Annotated in this window: 18 protein-coding genes; 6 read left to right on the forward strand and 12 right to left on the reverse strand. The window is 73.0% G+C overall.

Features of this window, described 5'->3' with window-relative positions; all coding sequences use genetic code 11:
• Positions 1-55: 55 nt before the first annotated feature.
• Positions 56-343 carry a hypothetical protein gene (locus tag JHD21_RS11720; RefSeq protein WP_292675190.1) on the reverse strand — a complete coding sequence of 96 codons (288 nt, stop codon included), beginning with the start codon at positions 341-343 and terminating at the stop codon, positions 56-58.
• Positions 344-452: 109 nt separating this feature from the next.
• On the opposite strand from JHD21_RS11720, the gene JHD21_RS11725 reads away from it, so the two are divergent.
• Positions 453-1,319 carry a MoxR family ATPase gene (locus JHD21_RS11725; protein WP_292675193.1) on the forward strand — a complete coding sequence of 289 codons (867 nt, stop codon included), beginning with the start codon at positions 453-455 and terminating at the stop codon, positions 1,317-1,319.
• A 4-nt stretch (positions 1,320-1,323) separates the two neighbouring features.
• A complete protein-coding gene (locus JHD21_RS11730; RefSeq protein WP_292675196.1) occupies positions 1,324-2,703 on the forward strand; it encodes a VWA domain-containing protein in 1,380 nt (459 codons plus the stop codon).
• 8 nt (positions 2,704-2,711) lie between these two features.
• On the opposite strand, the gene JHD21_RS11735 is transcribed toward JHD21_RS11730, so the two are convergent.
• From JHD21_RS11735 to JHD21_RS11765, 7 genes are all read right to left on the reverse strand, one after another.
• Positions 2,712-3,998 carry a hypothetical protein gene (locus tag JHD21_RS11735; protein ID WP_292675198.1) on the reverse strand — a complete coding sequence of 429 codons (1,287 nt, stop codon included), beginning with the start codon at positions 3,996-3,998 and terminating at the stop codon, positions 2,712-2,714.
• Entirely contained in the window at positions 3,995-4,960 is a 966-nt protein-coding gene (locus tag JHD21_RS11740; protein WP_292675201.1) for a hypothetical protein, read from the reverse strand. Before JHD21_RS11740 ends, JHD21_RS11735 begins: the two co-directional genes overlap by 4 nt.
• A gap of 10 nt (positions 4,961-4,970) precedes the next feature.
• A complete protein-coding gene (locus tag JHD21_RS11745; protein ID WP_292675204.1) occupies positions 4,971-5,351 on the reverse strand; it encodes a hypothetical protein in 381 nt (126 codons plus the stop codon).
• A gap of 42 nt (positions 5,352-5,393) precedes the next feature.
• A complete protein-coding gene (locus JHD21_RS11750) occupies positions 5,394-6,773 on the reverse strand; it encodes a hypothetical protein (protein WP_292675207.1) in 1,380 nt (459 codons plus the stop codon).
• Positions 6,770-7,276, reverse strand: coding sequence for a hypothetical protein (locus JHD21_RS11755; protein ID WP_292675210.1), 507 nt, complete (start codon positions 7,274-7,276; stop codon positions 6,770-6,772). Before JHD21_RS11755 ends, JHD21_RS11750 begins: the two co-directional genes overlap by 4 nt.
• Positions 7,277-7,343: 67 nt before the next feature.
• Positions 7,344-8,528, reverse strand: a complete 1,185-nt coding sequence (locus JHD21_RS11760) for a pyridoxal phosphate-dependent aminotransferase (RefSeq protein ID WP_292675212.1) — start codon at positions 8,526-8,528, stop codon at positions 7,344-7,346.
• A complete protein-coding gene (locus JHD21_RS11765) occupies positions 8,525-9,994 on the reverse strand; it encodes an FAD-binding protein (protein ID WP_292675214.1) in 1,470 nt (489 codons plus the stop codon). The genes JHD21_RS11760 and JHD21_RS11765 overlap by 4 nt, the downstream gene beginning before the upstream one ends.
• Positions 9,995-10,090: 96 nt before the next feature.
• Between JHD21_RS11765 and JHD21_RS11770 the strand changes: the two genes are divergently transcribed.
• Together JHD21_RS11770 and JHD21_RS11775 are read left to right on the forward strand one after the other, a co-directional pair.
• Positions 10,091-10,741 carry a hemerythrin domain-containing protein gene (locus JHD21_RS11770; protein ID WP_292675216.1) on the forward strand — a complete coding sequence of 217 codons (651 nt, stop codon included), beginning with the start codon at positions 10,091-10,093 and terminating at the stop codon, positions 10,739-10,741.
• A gap of 81 nt (positions 10,742-10,822) precedes the next feature.
• Entirely contained in the window at positions 10,823-12,319 is a 1,497-nt protein-coding gene (locus JHD21_RS11775; RefSeq protein WP_292675218.1) for a potassium/proton antiporter, read from the forward strand.
• On the opposite strand, the gene JHD21_RS11780 is transcribed toward JHD21_RS11775, so the two are convergent.
• Positions 12,316-12,831: a LytR C-terminal domain-containing protein gene (locus JHD21_RS11780; RefSeq protein WP_292675221.1), complete on the reverse strand. Its 516-nt coding sequence runs from the start codon at positions 12,829-12,831 to the stop codon at positions 12,316-12,318. The genes JHD21_RS11775 and JHD21_RS11780 overlap by 4 nt on opposite strands.
• Before the next feature lie 10 nt (positions 12,832-12,841).
• Positions 12,842-13,135, reverse strand: coding sequence for a type II toxin-antitoxin system VapB family antitoxin (locus JHD21_RS11785; protein WP_292675224.1), 294 nt, complete (start codon positions 13,133-13,135; stop codon positions 12,842-12,844).
• Between the two features lie 68 nt (positions 13,136-13,203).
• Between JHD21_RS11785 and JHD21_RS11790 the strand changes: the two genes are divergently transcribed.
• Positions 13,204-14,814, forward strand: coding sequence for a helicase HerA-like domain-containing protein (locus tag JHD21_RS11790; protein ID WP_292675227.1), 1,611 nt, complete (start codon positions 13,204-13,206; stop codon positions 14,812-14,814).
• 180 nt (positions 14,815-14,994) lie between these two features.
• On the opposite strand, the gene JHD21_RS11795 is transcribed toward JHD21_RS11790, so the two are convergent.
• On the reverse strand, positions 14,995-15,201 hold the full coding sequence (locus JHD21_RS11795) for a hypothetical protein (RefSeq protein WP_292675232.1): 207 nt from the start codon (positions 15,199-15,201) through the stop codon (positions 14,995-14,997).
• Between the two features lie 206 nt (positions 15,202-15,407).
• On the opposite strand from JHD21_RS11795, the gene JHD21_RS11800 reads away from it, so the two are divergent.
• A complete protein-coding gene (locus JHD21_RS11800) occupies positions 15,408-15,890 on the forward strand; it encodes a nuclear transport factor 2 family protein (protein ID WP_292675234.1) in 483 nt (160 codons plus the stop codon).
• A gap of 39 nt (positions 15,891-15,929) precedes the next feature.
• Here JHD21_RS11800 and eccCb read toward each other — a convergent pair.
• Positions 15,930-18,118: type VII secretion protein EccCb (eccCb, locus tag JHD21_RS11805; protein ID WP_292675237.1), on the reverse strand; the 2,189-nt coding region annotated here is incomplete at its 5' end.

Here is an 18,118-nt window from a genome sequence, read left to right on the forward strand (position 1 = left end):
CACTGGAGGGGGCGGCGAGGTTCACGTCAGGGGCGGGCCGGCACGGCTCGAGCGCTCACTGATCCGGACACACCACGACGAGGGTGCCGGGACGCTCCCCGCGGTAGACCTGCCACCCGTGCTCGAAGGGGACCGCACGGTCCGTGCCCCGGTGCGTGCGCACGATCGTCTTGCCGGCCGCGCCGGCGCACCGCACGTCGGACCTGGGCTCCTCGACGCCCGCCGAGCTGGGCGTCGCGCCGCCCAGGGTGACCATCATCGCGATCCCGGCCACGGCCGTGGCCGCGACGACCTTGACCGCGCGGACGGCCAGCAGGGCCTGCCTGCTCGGTTGCCGGTGCATCTCTCGGAGCTCCCCGTCGTCGGCGTCCGCCCTCGACCGAGGGCCTCGCAGAGTCCAACGAGGACCCGCCCGCAGGGATACGCGTCGGCGCGGCTGCGAGGATGACGGCATGACGTGGTTCTCCTCACCCGACGACGCGGGCGCCCGGCTGGGCGAGGTGGGCTACCTGGCCGACCCGGCCACCGCGACGACGACCTACCTCGCCGGGGCGCTCGAGAAGCCGCTCCTCGTCGAGGGTCCGGCCGGCGTCGGGAAGACCGAGCTCGCCAAGGCGGTCGCCCGCGCCACCGGAGCCGACCTGGTCCGGCTCCAGTGCTACGAGGGGCTCGACGAGGCCCGGGCGCTCTACGAGTGGAACTACAAGAAGCAGCTCCTGCGCATCCAGAGCTCCCAGGGCGACGACTCCACCTGGTCGGAGACGCACGACGACATCTTCAGCGAGGAGTTCCTCCTCACCCGACCGCTGCTGACCGCGATCAGCCGCGAGGAGCCGACGGTCCTGCTCATCGACGAGGTCGACAAGACCGACGTCGAGGTCGAGGGGCTGCTGCTGGAGGTGCTGTCCGACTTCCAGGTGACGATCCCCGAGCTCGGCACCGTGGTCGCCGTACGCCGACCGCTCGTCGTGCTCACCTCGAACGCCAGCCGCGAGCTGTCCGAGGCCCTCAAGCGGCGCTGCCTCTACCTCCACCTCGACTACCCGGACGCCGCCCGCGAGCGGGAGATCGTCCTGTCCCAGGTGCCCGAGCTCGAGACCAAGGTGGCCGAGCAGCTGGTCGCCAACGTCGGCCGGCTGCGGGAGCTCGAGCTCAAGAAGGCGCCGTCGATCGCCGAGTCCGTCGACTGGGCCCGCACCTTGATCGCGCTGGAGATCCACGAGCTCGACGACAAGGCCGTCGACGACACCCTGGGCGTCGTGCTCAAGCACAGCTCTGACCAGGCGCGGGCGGTCCGCGAGCTCCGGCTGCGGAGGTAGGCCGATGACGTCCGGGCTCGTCGACCGCCACATCGCCTTCCTCGAGGCACTGCGCGGCGCGGGCCTGTCGGTCTCCCTGGCCGAGGACCTCGACGCGGTCGCGGCGCTGTCCGCGCTGCCGTGGGACCGCCGGGAGACGGTGCGGGACGCGTACGCCGCCACGCTGGTCAAGAAGCAGGTCCAGCGACCGACGTTCGAGACGCTCTTCGACGTCTACTTCCCGAGCCTGGTCGGCGAAGGGGTCCAGGGCGCCGAGGACGAGAGCCGTGACGAGACCGGCCAGGTCCGCGACAACGCCGAGGCGCTGGCCGAGTTCCGCGAGCAGCTGCTCGAGGCCCTGGCCGACGGCGACGAGGAGCGGCTGGCCCGGCTGGCCGTCGAGATGGTCGGCCGGTTCGGCGCGATGCCGGGTCGGGGCCCCGGGCTGTCGAGCTGGTCGGCGTACACCGCGCTCCAGCGGGTCTCACCCTCACAGCTGGTCGACAGGATCGTCGCCGCCCTCCTCGCGGAGGGGCGGACCGACGACGAGGCCGCCCGCACGGCGGGACGCCGGGTCGGCGCGTTCACCCGGCAGGTGGAGGCCGACGCCCGGCGCCGGATCGCCGAGGAGAAGGGCCCTGACCACGTGGCCAACGTGGCGGTGAAGCCCAGCATCGACCGGCTCGACTTCACCGCGGCGCGCAAGGCCGACCTGGAGGAGATGCGCCGCGAGATCTACCCGCTCGCCCGCCGGCTGGCCACCCGGCTCACCAAGGAGCACCACGCCCGCCGGCGCGGGCACCTGGACTTCCGGCGTACCGTCCGTGCCTCGATGTCGACTGGCGGCGTCCCCCTGGTCACCCACCACCGGCCCAAGCGCCCGCACCGGACCGAGCTCGTCGTCCTGTGCGACGTCAGCGGGTCGGTGGCCAGCTTCGCGCAGTTCACGCTCCTGCTCGTCTTCGCGCTGCGCGACCAGTTCCAGAAGGTCCGGGCGTTCACGTTCATCGACCACGTGCACGAGGTCACCCACCACTTCACGCCGGGCGCCGACGTCGTGGACGTGATGAGCGACCTGGCCGCGTCGACCGCGCACGCCGCGCTGTGGGGGCGCACCAACTACGGGCGGGCGTTCACCAAGTTCACCGAGGAGCACGCCGACGCGCTCGGCCCGAAGTCCTCGCTGCTGATCCTCGGCGACGCCCGGTCCAACTACAGCGACCTCGCTCTCGACCGGCTCCAGGCGATGGCCGGGGCGGCCCGGCACTCGTGGTGGCTCAACCCCGAGCACCACCGGCACTGGGACACGGGCGACTCGGTCGCGGGGAGGTACGGCGAGGTCGTGCCGATGGTGGAGTGCCGCAACCTCACCCAGCTCGGCGAGTTCGTGCACGACCTCGTCTGAGAGCTCCGCTACGGCGCCAGGTAGCCCCAGCCGCGCAGCCGGTCGAGCTCCGCCGCGAGCTCCGGGTGGTCCGCGGCCGCCTCGTCCGCCGCGCGCGCGCCGGCGAGGTAGGCCTCACCCGGCTCCGCGTCGGAGGCGTCGAAGACGACGTCGGTGCGGTTGGCCGCGCCGGCGTTGACCAGCGAGCCGAGCAGGGCGACCGGGTCGGCCCGGTCCTCCAGGGACAGCACCCGGACCCGGTCGGGGACACGCGGGACGTGCGCCGACGGGGAGCCGGCCGTGACGACGGCGTCGACGGTGAACGCGTCCGAGAGCGTCCCGGCGGCCAGCTCGGCGGCGAGCACCCCACCGTGGCCGGCACCGACGAGCAGGACCCGGGCGTCGTCGTCGCCGTCGAGGGCGGCCTCGATGGTGCGCACGGCTCCCAGGCGGTACGACGCCAGGTCGGCGCCCACGAGGCGCGGGCCGTGCGTCGGCCCGAGGTCGCCCTCGCCCGGGGAGCCCAGCAGCACCAGGTAGCGGCTGGGCGCGGTGCGGTGCACCAGCACCCGGTCGCCCGCCCCGAGCAGCGCCGACACCAGCTCGGCCAGCGACCGCGGCGTGCTGGCCGCGACGGCGGCCACGTCGCCGAAGCCCCCGTCGGGGGCGTCCTGCAGCGGGCCGGCGACGTCGCGCACCACCGCGGCGGCGTCCGCCCGCATCGGTGCGACGCCGATCGCCCGCAGCCCACCGCGGGCTGCTCCCCGGCCGGGCTCGCCCGCTACGAACCCGGCGGTCAGCAGCGACCGCAGCTGCAGCCCGTCCAGCAGGCCGCCGCCACCGCTGGTGACGTGGTCCAGGAGCTCGGGATGGTTCGCGGCCAGCTCAGACAGGTAGGCCACGATCTCGTCGCGGTCCAACGCGTCGGTCTCGATGAGACCGGCGCTCACCACGGCGCCGCCGAGCTCGACGGTCGGCGCGAGGTAGCCGACCGCGCGGCCGGCGATCGAGCCGAGGGTCGAGGACGCCACGGTCCGCAGCTCGTCGATCCACTGGTAGGTCACGACGGTGGCCCGCACCACCAGGGCGTCGGCGTCGAGCTCGAGGGAGCGGGTCATCAGGCCGTGGGTGCCGGTGGTCGCGGCCCGCACGTCCTCCTCGGCCTGGGCGTACGTCGTCGGCGCGAGGTCGGCGGTGTCGGTGACCGCCGGGTCGCGCAGCACCTCGGCACCCAGGCCGGCCCGGGAGCGCAGCTCGGCGGCGGCCGTGTCGAAGACGTCTGCCAGCGCGAGGAGCCGGTCGTAGGCCTCGGTCATCCGCGTGGTCCTGGTGGGCGTGCTCCGGTCACGACGGCCAGCACCGGGGCGAGGTCCGCCGCCAGGTCCTCGGGGATCACCCGGCGGACCTCGACGTGCAGCCGCTCGTCCACGCCGTGCGGTCGCAGCGCGCGCCAGCCGTCGCCGACCAGCGTCCACGCGACGACCCCGACGGTGGCCGCGGCGGCGCCCGACACGTCGGCCACCATGGCCCGCAGCCGGCCCTGCGGCTCGCTCGCGAGGGCGGTCAGCACGGTGCCGACCTCGAGGTCGGTGAGCACGTCGCCCGTCTCGTCGGTGACCCGGCCCCGGTGCTGGGCCGCGAGCACGGGCAGCAGGTCGGCCCGGTGCGAGCGCACCGCCTCCACCCCCGCGTCGGCCAGCTCGTGCGGGAGGTCGACGAACCCCGGGACCCGCGACTCCGTCAGCGGCAGGTCCTCCGGGATCACCGCCACCCGGCTCAGCTCGTCGGCCCAGGCCCAGGTGGGGAACCAGGCCAGCTCGAACACCAGCCCGTCGGCGGTCGCGAGCGAGGCGACCGCCCCCGCGGACTGGCGGTGCCAGCAGCGCGCCTGCACCCCGCCCGCGACCACGTCGAGGTCCAGGGCGAACCGCGGGGTCGCCAGCAGTCCGACCGCCCCGAGGATGCCGCGGTCCAGCTCGCCCGCGACCAGCAGCCCCCGCCGGGTGAGCGTGTCCACCGGCGCCGCCAGCCGGGCCAGCGCGGCGGCGTACGCCGCGGCGTCGTCCGCGTCGACCGCGCCGCCGAGCCGCGCGGCGAGGACCGAGTCGCCCCCGCCCGCCCGGTCGACCAGGTCGACCAGGTCGAACGGCAGCGGTGCTCCGCCGGCCGCCTCGGCGGCGTACCGCAGCTCGGGCAGCGTCAGGCTGACCCGGCGCGGCAGCCCGTCCAGGAGGTCGCGCGGTCCGGGACGGGGTGGTCCGAGGTCGATGGTCGGCATCGTCGCGGGGTCAGGTCTCCACCGAGTGCCGCGGCAGCGTCACGGCGAGCCAGTCCTTGTGACCGGGTGCCGGGGCGTCGAAGTCGGCGAGGAGGCCGTCGGCCACCAGGGCCCGGCTGCGACGCTCGGTGTCGAGGATGGCGTCCTTGAGGCTGTCGACGTGCGTTCCGTGCACCTCCAGCGACGTCGCCGCGGCCTCGTGCCGCGCCGCGGCCTCCCGGAGCCGGGCGGCGCGTTCCCGCACCCGTTCGCGCATGGCGTCCGCGGCCCGTCCGCTCCAGTGCAGGGTCTCGGCCCTGGCGACGAGCTGCTCGGCCAGCGCGCGGAGGTCGTCGCCCTGCTCCCGCAGCCGGCCGGCGTGCCTGCGCACCACGTCGCTGTCGCCGTACATCTGTATCTTCTTCCCGAGCCTGCTGTCCGACAAACAGCAACGTTAGGGCGTCCGGGTGATCTGGAACAGCTGCCCGGTGACCTCGCCTCCGGCGCCGACGAACCCCTCCTCGTGCAGGCTGTCGACGCTGGAGACCACCGAGGGATGGGTCGAGGAGTCGACCGCGGTGGCGCCGGCGACATAGGCGTCGTAGTCGTGATGGGCCTCGATCCCCTGCCCGGGGTGGGCGTCGACGACCACGGTGGTCTGCTCGACCGAGGGCGGGTTGGGCTCCCCATCCAGCTGCGGCACCAGGTCGCCGTGCTGCTCGAGGGACAGCACGTTGACGCCGTCGGGGAGGTGCCCGACCTGGGCCGTCGGGGACCCGGCGGTCACCACGTCGGTGACGGTGAACCCGCTGTCCCCGGCGGCGATCGCGACGGCCTCCATCCCACCCTGCGAGTGCCCGACGACCAGCACCGGCTCGTCCGCGCCGATGCCCGCCTCGGCCATCGCCTCGAGGATCCCCTGCTGGTAGTCGTCGGTCTCGCCGGCGATCAGGTCGAGGTTGGTGCCCATGTCGCGCACGTCGTCGTCGGCGGTCCAGGGCAGCGTGCCGAGGTCGTCGGTGCCGGGCAGGTAGACGATGTGCACGGTGCCGCCACCGGCGGTCGTGACCGTCTGGATCTCGATGGTGCCGTTGGCGGCCGAGTCGGACCCCTGGGACAGCCCGGCGACGTCGGCGAGGTGGGCGACAAGGTCCTCGACGCCGGCCGGCTGGTCGCCCGACGTCGTCCCGAGCGCCTCCACCACGGGGTCGCCCTCGGGGTAGAGGTCGCCCAGCGCGTCGGCCGCGTGGTTGGTCGTGTACGTCGGCAGCAGCCCGCCGGTCAGCCCGGCCAGCAGGCCGCCGCCACCGTTGACGAGGTGCTGGACCAGGAGCGGGTTGTCGGTGACCAGGTCCTCGAGCCCGTCGACCAGGCCGTCGCCGCCCACGGCGACCGCGAGCGGGAGAGCCGTGACGGCGGCGGGCGCCACGAGCGGCAACGCCATGCCCAGCTGCCGGCCGACCACGTGGTCCAGCACCTCGAACGCGTCGTGACGGGCGTCGTCGGCGGCCTCGAACAGGCACGCCGAGCCACGGATGGCGACCGCGTCGACCTCCCACCCCGCGGACTCGACCAGGACGCCGTCCGGTCCGGTGGTCGCGGCGACCACGGCGGCCTCGGCCCGGATCGCGGTGCCCGGCGAGAGGATCGAGGACTCCAGGAGGTCCTCGTCGACCGCCGCGCGGCCACCGGTCCGGGCCATGCCGCGCAACCGGTCGCCAGCCCGGTCGTAGCTGTCGGCGAGCGCCCGCATCGCGGCGTACGACGCCTCGAGGCCGTGCGAGCCGCCGCTGACCTCCAGGATGACGGCCGGGTCGCCGCTGCCGTCGCTCATGCCGCACGACCGAGGATCGGGACGTCGACGCCCGGCAGGCCGGGCAGGTCGGGCAGGTCGGGCAGGTCGGGCAGGTCGAGCCCGGGCAGGTCGACGGTCAGCCAGTCCCTGTGCCCCGGCGGGGGCGGGACGAACCGGTCGAGCAGGTCGTCGACCGGGTCGACCAGGCCACCGACGGCGCCGAGCACGCCCGCGATCCGCTCCCGGGCCGCGGCGACCAGTGCCATCACCTGGTCCTCGATCAGGGCGATCAGCCGCTTGACCCGGTCGACCGCGTCCGCGTGGTCGTCGAGGGCGGCGGCGGCCTCGTCGTGGAGCCGCGCGGTCCGCTTCAGCTGGGCGACCCGGTAGCGGGCCAGGCACCGCATCGCGTCGGCGGACACGCCCTGCCACAGCACCCCCTCCGCCCGGGCGAGCAGACCGTCGGCCTCCCACCGGATGTCGTCGCCCTGGCGGCGCAGGCCGCGGGCCAGTGCGCGGATCGCGTCGGTGTCGCCGTACATGTCGTCCTCCCGAGATGTGTCGTTCGGGAGTGCGGATGCCCGCGCGCCTGGCGGGTGAAACGACGACCTAGAGGACTGTGGACAACCGGGCCAGGCCCTCCTCGATGTCGGCCTCGGGTCCGGCGAAGCTGAACCGGACGAACCGGTGACCGTTCACCGTGTCGAAGTCGATGCCCGGCGCGACCGCGACGCCGGTGCGGGCCAGCAGGTCGTGGGCGAAGGTCATCGTGTCGTCGGTGAGGTGGCCGACGTCGGCGTAGACGTAGAACGCCCCGTCCGCCGGTGCGAGCCCGGTGATCCCCAGCCGGGGCAGGCCGTCGAGCAGGAGCCGGCGGTTTCCGGCGTACCTCTTCACGTGCCCGTCGAGCTCGTCGTAGGAGGCCGGGTCGAACGCCGCGAGGCAGGCCCGCTGCGCGATCACCGGCGGACAGATCGTGAAGTTGCCGGTGAGCACGTCGACGGCCCGGCGGAGCCGGTCGGGCACCAGCATCCAGCCGATCCGCCAGCCGGTCATCGAGAAGTACTTGCTGAAGCTGGCGAAGACGACCGCCTCGCGGCTGGTCTCCCACGCCGAGCGGGCCAGCCGGTCGCCTCCGTCGAGCGGCGCGTACTCGATGCCGTGGTAGATCTCGTCGGAGACGAGCTGGACCTGGTTGTCCTCGCACCAGGTCGCCAGCGCCCACAGCTCGGTGGGCAGGAGCATCGTCCCGGTGGGGTTGGCGGGGCTCGCCACGACCAGGCCCTTCAGGGGCTGGGCCTCGTGCAGCGCCGCGACCTGCTCGACGGTCGGCTGGAACCGGGTCTCCGGCCCGGTCGGGATCTCGACGACGTCGATGCCGAGGGCGGTGAGCACGTTGCGGTAGCAGGGGTAGCCGGGCCGAGCCATCGCCACCCGGTCGCCCACCTCGAACGCCGCCAGGAACGCGAGCAGGAACCCACCGCTGCTCCCGGTCGTGACCACGACCTCGTCGGCGTCCACCTCGATGCCGTGCGCGTGCCGGTGGTGCCCGGCGATCGCCTCGCGGAGCTCGCGGATCCCGGTGGCCGGCGTGTAGCCGAGCGGGTCACCGCTCTGGAGCAGCCGGACCGCCTCGGCGTTGACCGGCCCCGGCGCCCCCGTCATCGGCTGCCCGGCCAGCAGGTTGACCAGGTCGCCGTGGGTCCGCTGCCGCTCGGCGCTGGCCGCCAGCAGGTCCATGACGTGGAACGGCGGCACGTTGGCGCGCGAGGCGACCTGCCAGCGGTTGTTCACGACCTCGAGGCTAGAGCAGCATGCCTTCCTGATCTCCGCCCGAAGAACGACCCCTCGCCCAGCTGGGTCCCCGAGCAGTAGCCCTTGCCGTCCTGGGCGATGTTGGACGCGCAGGCGCCGGCGGCGTAGAGGCCCTCGATCACCGAACCGTCGGGCCGCTGGGCCTGGCCGTCGACGGTCACCCGGATCCCGCCGAGCGTGAAGCCGGCGTACATCGCCTTGCCGAGCCGCAGGTCGAACGCCGCCCACGGGCCCTTGTCCTGCGGCGCCAGGAACTCCGGGGCCTTGTGGAAGTCCGGGTCCTCGCCCTTCGCGGCGTGCTCGTTGTAGCGGTCGAGCGACGCCTGCACCGACCCCGCAGGCAGCGACAGCGCGGTCTCCAGCTCGGCGATCGTGTCGTACGCGTCGATCATCGGGACCAGCATCCCGTAGCTGGTGAGCTCGCCGTGCTCGCTGTCGACGACCAGGTAGGCCTCGCTGCCCGGCTGCTCCATCACGAGCTGCGAGGTCCTCGAGTGGTAGCTGTCCTCGGCGACGAACCGCTTGCCCTCGCGGTTGACGAGGATGCCGGTGAGCAGGATCGACGGCGGGTAGACGGGCGCCGTGATGAACGGCTCCTCCATGTTCCTGAGCTCGGCACCGACCGACTGGCCCAGCCGGATCCCGAGACCGTCGTCGTACGTCGAGCCCAGCGTGAACAGCTTCGAGCCCAGCGCGGGCGTGTACTTCTCGACCATGTCCGGGTTCATGACGAAACCACCGGCGGCCAGGACGACGGCGGACGCCCGGACATAGCCGGTCTCGTCGAACGAGCGCCACGCGACGCCGACCACCGCGCCGGCGTCGTCGGTCACGAGGTGCGAGACGCCGGTCTCGTAGCGGACCTCGACCCCCGCCTCGGCGACGCGGTCCTTGAGGAGGTCCATGACGATCCGGGTGCCCTCGGTGTCGCCGGGGACCGGCACCTTGTGGCCGCGCGGGGCCGGCACGGCCTGCTCGCGGAAGGGCCACACCTTCTCGTTGCCGGTGTACATCAGCCCCTCGGTACCGGGCTGGATGACCGCCTTCTCCGGGTAGTAGGACCGCTCGAACTCGAAGCCCAACGACTCCAGCCAGTCGAAGTGCTCGACCGACCCCTCGGCGTAGGCCCGGATCTTGTCGGGCTCCGGCTCCTTGGAGACCGCGGTCAGGTACTTGACCATCTCCTCCACGTCGTCGTCGTGCCCGGTCGCCTTCTGCACGGCGGTGCCGCCACCGAGGTAGAAGTGCCCGCCGGACATGCTCGAGGTGCCGCCGTGCACCGCCGCCTTCTCGAGCAGCAGCACCCGGGCGCCGGCGCGCGCCGCCTCGAGCGCCGCGCACCCGCCGGCGATCCCGAACCCGACGACCACGACGTCGTACGCCGGGGGGTCGGGCGGCAGGTCCGCCGCGGGACGGACGTCGGGGAGGTCGGTGCCGGAAGCCATGCGGACGAATCTAGAACACGTTCCAGTTCGTGGCGATCCCCGGACCACCCGGGCTAGCCATTCCCTCGCCGCGACCGGCGTGCCTACGGTGCGGCCATGGCCACTCCGAGCATGAGCATGAACAAGGTCATCCACTGCGCCGTACGCCGCGACCTGTCCCGGTTCCGCGCGGCCTTGGAGTCGTTCCAGGACGGCGACCGGGCCCGGGCGGCCGGGTTGCACCGGGCCTGGGAGAACTTCGACGACCAGCTGACGCACCACCACGAGGGGGAGCACGAGATCGCCTGGCCGGCCCTGCTGGCGGTCGGCGTCGGGCAGGACACCATCGACCGGTTCGACGACGAGCACGAGGCGATGGCCTCGGCGCTCGCCGAGAGCCGGACCGCCATGGGCGCGCTGGCCGGGTCCGCCTCCCGTGCCGACGCCGACTCCGCGGCGTCCTCGCTGGCCAAGCTCGAGGAGGTGACGGTGACCCACCTCGACGCCGAGGAGCAGGTCACCGAGCCGCTGTTCGCCGAGCACCACGACCACCCGGTGGTGAAGGAGATGGGCCGCAAGTTCGGCAAGCAGCCGCTGGGGGTCGCGGGGACCTTCTTCGCCTGGGTCCAGGACGGTGCCGGCCCGGCGGAGATGACGGCGCTCAGGGACGAGGTCCCCGCACCCGTGGTGACGCTGCTGCCGCTGCTGTTCGGGCGCCGCTACCGCAAGGAGATCGCGCCCGTCTGGGCGACGTCCGGCTCCCACTGACCGCGCTGACCGAGGTCAGCCGCAGGCCTCGCGCTCGATAGGGTAGGCACCCGCCACCCCGACGAGCTGAGGTGACAGTCGTTGAACGTCCACCAGCTCGACGAGTTCGTGCTGCTGGGCTCGGCGGTCACCCTGCTGGCGATCCTCGCGGTGCGGGTGAGCTCACGCGCCGGGCTCCCCAGCCTCCTGATCTACCTCCTCATCGGCGTCGTCCTGGGCGAGGAGGGTCTCGGGATCAACTTCGAGGACGCCCAGCTCGCGCACGCGCTCGGGTTCGCCGCCCTGATCGTCATCCTGTCCGAGGGCGGTCTCACCACGCCCTGGCACGACGTCCGGCCCTCGATGGCGCTCGGGGCGACGCTGGCCACCTTGGGCGTCGGCGTCTCTGTGGGCGTCATGACCCTGGCCGGGCACTACCTGCTCGGGCTGTCCTGGGAGCTCGCCGTCCTGCTCGGCGCGGTCACCTCGCCCACGGACGCGGCCGCCGTCTTCTCCGTGCTCCGGGTCGTCCCCCTGCCCAAGCGCCTCCAGGGCGCGCTCGAGGCCGAGTCGGGGCTCAACGACGCCCCGACGGTCGTGCTGGTGACGCTGGTGTCCACCGGTGCGTTCACCGACCACGGACCGCTGGGCGCCTCCGCACTGATCGTCTACGAGCTCGTCGCCGGGGTCGCGTTCGGACTGGGCGTCGGGTTCGGCGGGGCCTGGCTGATGCGCCGCGCGGCGCTGCCGGCCTCGGGCCTCTACCCCCTGGCCGTGCTCACGCTGTGCTTCCTCTCCTACGGCAGCGCGGCGGCCGTGCACGCGTCCGGGTTCGCCGCGGTGTACGTCGCCGCACTGGTGCTCGGCAACCAGGAGCTCCCGCACCGGGCGGCCACCCGGTCCTTCGCCGAAGGCACCGCCTGGCTCTCGCAGATCGGGCTGTTCGTGATGCTGGGGCTGCTCCTGTCGCCCGGGCGGATCACGGCGGCCAACGTCGGCACGGCCATCCTCGCGGGGCTGGTGCTCACGTTCGTGGCCCGGCCGCTCTGCGTCCTGGCCAGCTCGGTGGTGGCCCGGATGTCGTGGCGGGAGCTCTCCTTCCTCTCCTGGGCCGGCCTGCGCGGCGCGGTGCCGATCGTCTTCGCCACGATCCCCCTCAGCGAGGGGGTCGACGGCTCCGAGCGGCTCTTCGACATCGTCTTCGTGCTGGTCATCGTCTACACGCTGGTGACCGGCCCGACGCTGCCCACGGTCGCCAGGGTCCTCAAGGTGACCCGACGGTCGGAGCCCCGCGGTCTCGACATCGAGGCCGCGCCCCTGGAGAAGGTCGCCGCCGACCTCCTGCAGATCAGCATCAGCCCGGCCTCCAAGATGCACGGGGTCGAGGTCGGCGAGCTGCGTCTCCCGCCCGGCGCCTCGGTCTCGATGGTCGTCCGCCAGGGGCAGACGATGGTCCCGGAGCGTCGTACGGTCCTCAAGATCGGCGACGACCTGCTCGTGGTGACGCCCCGCCGGACCAGGGAGGCGACCGAGGAGCGGCTGCGCCAGGTCAGCGCGCACGGGCGGCTCGCCCAGTGGCTGCGCGACGGGAAGAGCTAGGAGTCGAGCGCGGGCCCGCAGACCACGACGTCGCTGTCGGTCTTGATCGAGGGCCGGCCCTCGAAGGTGTCCTCGAAGTCGTTGCCGACGACCACGACGATCCCCGCGGCGCCGGGGTCGGCCATCTCCAGGACCTCGGCCTGACCGAGTCGCGAGCGGACCAGCAGCACCGCCGGGTTGTCGGCGTCCGTCGTCCAGATCTCGACCCGGGCGACCTGCGTGCCCGCCGGCGCGTTGCGGGTCTGCCCCTCGTCGAAGCCGTCCGAGACGAGCTCGTCCATCGTGCGTCCGGCCAGCCCCTCACGCGTGCTCGCATTGAGCACGCTGACCGTCACGTCCTGGGGGTAGATCCGCTCACCCGCGGGGAAGCTGGTCTCGACGCAGATCGGCGGGTCGACCTTCCCGGGGAAGGGCTCGGTCACCTGCGCGAAGCCCCAGCTCACGCCGACCACCAGGAGCAGCGCGAGCACCGCCAGGGTGAGGGCGGACCGCAGGCTCGGGACGACGTTCATCGGGACATCCCTAGGCGACCTTGTGCACTCGGGCGTGCAGCACGTGACGCTGCTGGAGCGCGGCCCGCAGGGCGCGGTGCAGGCCGTCCTCCAGGTAGTACTCGCCCCGCCACTCCACGACGTGCGCGAACAGGTCGCCGTAGAACGTGGAGTCCTCGTCGAGCAGCGCGGCGAGCTGCAGGGTGTCCTTGGTCGTGACCAGCTGGTCGAGCCGCACCTGGCGCGGGGGGACCGCGGCCCAGGCCTGCGACGTGAGCCCGTGCTCGGGGTAGGGACGCCCCTCCCCCACGCGCTTGAAGATCACGTGCCGGAGCATAACCGCGCCAGGAGAAGCCGCCCGGTGGCGGCGGACCGCCCGAATAGGCTCCCACCATGACCGAGACTGCCGGGCCGACCCCGCACGCCGACCACCCGATCGTCTCCGCGGTCGCCCCGGGCTACGCCTTCGAGGAGCCCGCCCTGGAGCTCGGCGCCCTGATGGTGGACGCGGAGACGCTCACCGACACCCACATCCGGATCCCGCTGGCGATGCTCAACCGGCACGGCCTGGTCGCCGGCGCGACCGGCACCGGCAAGACCAAGACCCTGCAGCTGCTGGCCGAGCAGCTCAGCGCCCACGGTGTCCCGGTGTTCGCCGCCGACGTGAAGGGCGACCTCTCCGGTCTGGCCACCCCGGGCGAGACCAACGAGAAGCTGGCTGCGCGGACGGCCTCGGTCGGTCAGCGGTGGACGGCGACCGGCTTCCCGGTCGAGTACTACGCCCTCGGCGGCCAGGGCGTCGGGGTGCCGCTGCGGGTCACCATGTCGTCGTTCGGGCCGGTGCTCCTGTCCAAGGTCCTGGGCCTCAACGAGACCCAGGAGTCGAGCCTCGGCCTGGTCTTCCACTACGCGGACAAGGCGGGGCTCCCGCTGCTCGACCTCGCCGACCTGCGCGCCGTGGTCAGCCACCTCACCAGCGACGAGGGCAAGCCGGAGCTCAAGGAGCTGGGCGGGCTGTCGGGAGCGACGGCCGGCGTGATCCTGCGCGAGCTGATCAACTTCTCCGACCAGGGTGCCGACCAGTTCTTCGGCGAGCCCGAGTTCGAGTCCGCCGACCTCCTCCAGGTCACTCCGGACGGCAAGGGCCTGATCTCCCTCGTCGAGCTGCCGCAGCTGGCGAGCCAGCCGGCCGTCTTCTCGACGTTCCTCATGTGGCTGCTGGCCGACCTGTTCCACGACCTCCCCGAGGTCGGCGACATCGACCGGCCCAAGCTGGTCTTCTTCTTCGACGAGGCGCACCTGCTCTTCAGCGACGCCTCCGACGACTTCCTCGACCAGGTCGCCCAGACCGTGCGGCTCATCCGCTCCAAGGGGGTCGGCGTCTTCTTCGTCACGCAGAGCCCGACCGACGTCCCGGACGAGGTCCTCGCCCAGCTCGGCTCCCGGGTCCAGCACGCCCTCCGTGCGCACACCCCCAACGACGCCAAGGCGCTCAAGGCGACCGTCAACACCTACCCCAACGCCGCGTACGACGACCTCGGCGAGGTCATCACCACCCTCGGCATCGGCGAGGCGGTCATCACCGTCATGGGCGAGCGGGGCGCTCCGACGCCGGTCGCCTGGACCCGGCTCCGCGCCCCCGAGTCGCTGATGGCGCCCACGGCCGCCGAGGCCATGCAGGCCACCGTGGCGGCCAGCCCGCGCCAGGCGAAGTACGCCGCCGCCGTCGACCGGGAGTCCGCCCGCGAGCTGCTCGCCGAGAAGCTCGAGGCGGGCGCCGCCAAGGCCGACGCCGAGCAGCAGGCCGCCGCGGACGCCGCGGCGCAGCCGAAGGCCGACGCTCCGGCGAAGAAGGACACCGCCCCCGCCTCGACGTCGCGGCGGCGTACGAAGGAGGAGGACGGCGTCGTCGAGCAGGTCGTGAAGTCGAGCGCCTTCAAGCAGTTCATGCGGACCGCGGCCGCCGAGATCGCCCGCGGCATGTTCGGCACTGGCCGCCGGTAGCGGGCGGGGGCAGCGGCGGAGTCACCGGATATCCGGGGACTCCTGCACTTCTGCACCGAGATCTGGGTGCAGAAGCGCAGGACTGGGTGCAGAAGTCTGGACCCTGGTGTCGGAGTCCCCTGATATCCGGGGACCCCGCCGGCCCGGCCGCCCGAGCGGCGCTGGGTCAGCGGAACCGGGTCAGGCGGACCAGCGGAGCGAGTCTGCGATGTGGTCGGCCAAGGGGTGCACGCCGTGGAGGTCCTCGCGCTCGCTCATGAGCTCGTGCAGGGCCAGTGCGTGACGTGTCTTGATGTTGTTGCGCAGCGTGCGCAGCCGCTCCTGCTCGAGGTCGAACTCGACCTCCGGGACCTGCTGCTCCGCGTCGAGCGAGGTGGGATCGGCCATCTCGTCCTCCAGGGGGATCGGGCAGGCCGCCCGGGTGGGGGAAGCCTGCGACTAGTGGGTGCAGTGATCCTGACCCGGCAACGTCGCTCGGAGGTTGACGCACGGTTACGGGCAGGTTCCGCTTACTCCACAACATATACACATGTTGTGGACTATCTCACCGCCTTTTCGCCGCTCGACGTGCTGCTGGCGCTACGGTGCGTCCCGTGACCGACGACTGGGCAGCCACCTCCCGAGACATCCACGAGATCACCCAGGTGAAGTACCGCTACCTGCGGTCGCTCGACACGAAGGCCTGGGACGACTTCGCCGCGTGCTTCGTCCCCGAGGCCACCGGCGACTACAACGGCCTGGTCTTCGACGACAGCACGGCGCTGGTCGACTACATGAAGGCCAACATGACCGAGGGCATGCTGACGCTGCACCAGGCCCACCACCCGGAGATCACCGTCGACGGCGACACCGCCACCGGGCACTGGTACCTGCAGGACAAGGTGATCATCGAGGCCTTCAAGTTCGTCCTCGAGGGCGCCGCGCTCTACACCGACCGCTACGTGCGTACGCCGGACGGCTGGCGGATCGCCCACACCGGCTACCGCCGCACCTTCGAGCAGAGCTACAGCCTCGACGACCTGCCGAGCATGAAGATCGGCGGACCCGGCACCGCGACGTACGCCTCGACCGACTGAGCCCGGCCGAGCCCGCTGAGCCCGGCTGAGCCCCAGCCCTCAGACGGTCGGCTCGGACCACGCGAGCTGGACGACCTCGACGCCGCGGTCCCGGGTGACCAGCCGCCCGCGCCCGGGCGGGGCCAGCATCGGTCGCTGGTTGCCGAGCAGCGGACCCTCGTCGGGGTTGCCCGACAGCATCAGGCCGGGCATGGCCAGGTCCCGCAGCGACTGGATGACGGGCTCGTAGAGCGCTCGGGACGCGCCACCGGAACGGCGGGCGACGGCGAGGTGCAGGCCGACGTCGCGGGCCTGCGCCAGCAGCGGTTGCAGCGCCGCGACGGGCGAGCTCTGCTGGGTGGCGACCAGGTCGTAGTCGTCGACGAGGACGAACAGCTCGGCGCCCGACCACCACGACCGTTCGCGCAGCTGCTCGGGCGTCACGTCCGGGCCGGGGATGCGTCCCTCGAGGTAGGTCGCGATCTCGCGCAGCGCGGGCGTCGCCTGGGCGGCGGAGGTCACGTAGTTGATCAGGTAGTCCTCGGGGACCTCGCCGAGGAGCGCGCGGCGGTAGTCGACCAGCAGGATCTGGGCCTGCGCCGGGGTGCGGGTCCGCATGATCTCCTGCGCGAGGGTGCGCAGCACCCCGCTCTTGCCCGACCCGCTGTCGCCCAGGACCAGCAGGTGCGGCTCCTGGACCGGGTCGAGCGTGACCGGAGCGAGGTCCTTCTCGTCGATGCCCACCACGAACCGGTCGGCGGGCGGACCGGCCTGCTCGCGGACCTGGGCCAGGCCGATCCGCTCCGGCAGCAGGCGGAGCTTGGGTCCGTCGGGCCCCGTCCACGCGTCCCGCACCTTCGTGACCAGGTCGTCGACCCCGTCACCCAGGTCGGCGGCGTCGGTGACCCCGTCGATCCGCGGGAGCGCTCCGAGGAAGTGCAGCTTGCTGCCGACCAGGCCACGGCCCGGGCGACCGGTGGGGACCAGGGCCGCGACCCGCCGGTCGATCTCGGAGTCGACCGGGTCACCGAGCCGCAGCTCGAGCCGGGTGCCGAACATGTCGCGCATCGCGGCCCGGAAGTCCGACCACCGCGAGGCCGCCGAGACGATGTGCAGGCCGAAGGTGAGCCCGCGTGTGGACAGCTGCTGGATGGCGACCTCGACGTCGTCGAAGTCCGACCGGAGCGTGCTCCAGCCGTCGATCACCAGGAACACGTCGCCGTAGCCGTCGTCGGCGCGACCCTGGTCCTCGGCCCGCGCCCGGCGGGCCCGGTAGGTCTCGATCGAGTCGATGCCCATCCGGCGGAAGTAGGCCTCGCGGCGGTCCACGATGCCCTGCACCTCGGCGACGATCCGGGTGACGACGTCCCGCTCGGAGCGGGTGGCCACGCCGGCCACGTGCGGGAGCCGCGCCAACGGGGCGAAGGTGCCGCCGCCGAAGTCGAGGACGTAGAACTGGGTCTCCTGCGGCGTCGAGGTCAGGGCCATGCTGGTGACGATCGAGCGCAGCAGCGTGCTCTTGCCGCTGCGCGGGCCACCGACCACGGCGACGTGGCCCGCCGAGCCGGAGAGGTCGACGCTCAGGGTGTCCCGGCGCTGCTCCCGGGGCCGGTCGACGGTGCCGAGGGGCACGGTGAGCGCCCCCAGGCGGCGCCACTCCTGCGACACCAGGCCGAGCCGCGGGTCGACCGCCAGGTCGGGCATGAGCTGGTCGAGGGTGTCCGGGACGTCGAGCGGCGGCAGCCACACCTGGTGGGCGGCCGGTCCCTTGCCGAGCATCCGCTCGACCGCGATGTCGAGCACGGAGTCCTGCTCGCCGGGGTCGACGGGCACCGGCGCCGGCTCGTCCTCGGGCACGTCGACGTCGAGCTTGAGCACCTCCGAGATCGTGAACGGGAGGATGCCCTGGAGCTTGCCCCCCTCGTCCCGGCGGACCCGCACCCGTCCCGACGGCGGCCCGGAGACGTACGCCGCCTTGAACCGCACCAGGGTGGTCGGGTCCGGCTTGAGGTAGCCCAGGCCGGGGACGGCGGGGAGCTCGTAGGCGTCGGGGACGCCGAGCACGGTGCGGGACTCCTGCGCGCTGAACGTGCGCAGCCCGACCCGGTAGGAGAGGTGCGACTCCAGACCGCGCAGCCTCCCCTCCTCGAGGCGCTGCGAGGCGAGCAGGAGGTGGAGCCCCAGCGACCGGCCCAGCCGGCCGATGGCGACGAAGAGGTCGATGAACTCCGGCTTGGCCGACAGCATCT

It is taken from the genome of Nocardioides sp. (assembly GCF_016462705.1).
Taxonomy (GTDB): Bacteria; Actinomycetota; Actinomycetes; order Propionibacteriales; family Nocardioidaceae; genus Nocardioides.

Coding starts and splice junctions, on each gene's coding strand:
- JHD21_RS11720 (WP_292675190.1), bottom strand. CDS start 343: ATGCACCGGCAACCGAGCAGGCAGGCCCTGCTGGCCGTCCGCGCGGTC.
- JHD21_RS11725 (WP_292675193.1), top strand. CDS start 453: ATGACGTGGTTCTCCTCACCCGACGACGCGGGCGCCCGGCTGGGCGAG.
- JHD21_RS11730 (WP_292675196.1), top strand. CDS start 1,324: ATGACGTCCGGGCTCGTCGACCGCCACATCGCCTTCCTCGAGGCACTG.
- JHD21_RS11735 (WP_292675198.1), bottom strand. CDS start 3,998: ATGACCGAGGCCTACGACCGGCTCCTCGCGCTGGCAGACGTCTTCGAC.
- JHD21_RS11740 (WP_292675201.1), bottom strand. CDS start 4,960: ATGCCGACCATCGACCTCGGACCACCCCGTCCCGGACCGCGCGACCTC.
- JHD21_RS11745 (WP_292675204.1), bottom strand. CDS start 5,351: ATGTACGGCGACAGCGACGTGGTGCGCAGGCACGCCGGCCGGCTGCGG.
- JHD21_RS11750 (WP_292675207.1), bottom strand. CDS start 6,773: ATGAGCGACGGCAGCGGCGACCCGGCCGTCATCCTGGAGGTCAGCGGC.
- JHD21_RS11755 (WP_292675210.1), bottom strand. CDS start 7,276: ATGTACGGCGACACCGACGCGATCCGCGCACTGGCCCGCGGCCTGCGC.
- JHD21_RS11765 (WP_292675214.1), bottom strand. CDS start 9,994: ATGGCTTCCGGCACCGACCTCCCCGACGTCCGTCCCGCGGCGGACCTG.
- JHD21_RS11770 (WP_292675216.1), top strand. CDS start 10,091: ATGGCCACTCCGAGCATGAGCATGAACAAGGTCATCCACTGCGCCGTA.
- JHD21_RS11780 (WP_292675221.1), bottom strand. CDS start 12,831: ATGAACGTCGTCCCGAGCCTGCGGTCCGCCCTCACCCTGGCGGTGCTC.
- JHD21_RS11790 (WP_292675227.1), top strand. CDS start 13,204: ATGACCGAGACTGCCGGGCCGACCCCGCACGCCGACCACCCGATCGTC.
- JHD21_RS11795 (WP_292675232.1), bottom strand. CDS start 15,201: ATGGCCGATCCCACCTCGCTCGACGCGGAGCAGCAGGTCCCGGAGGTC.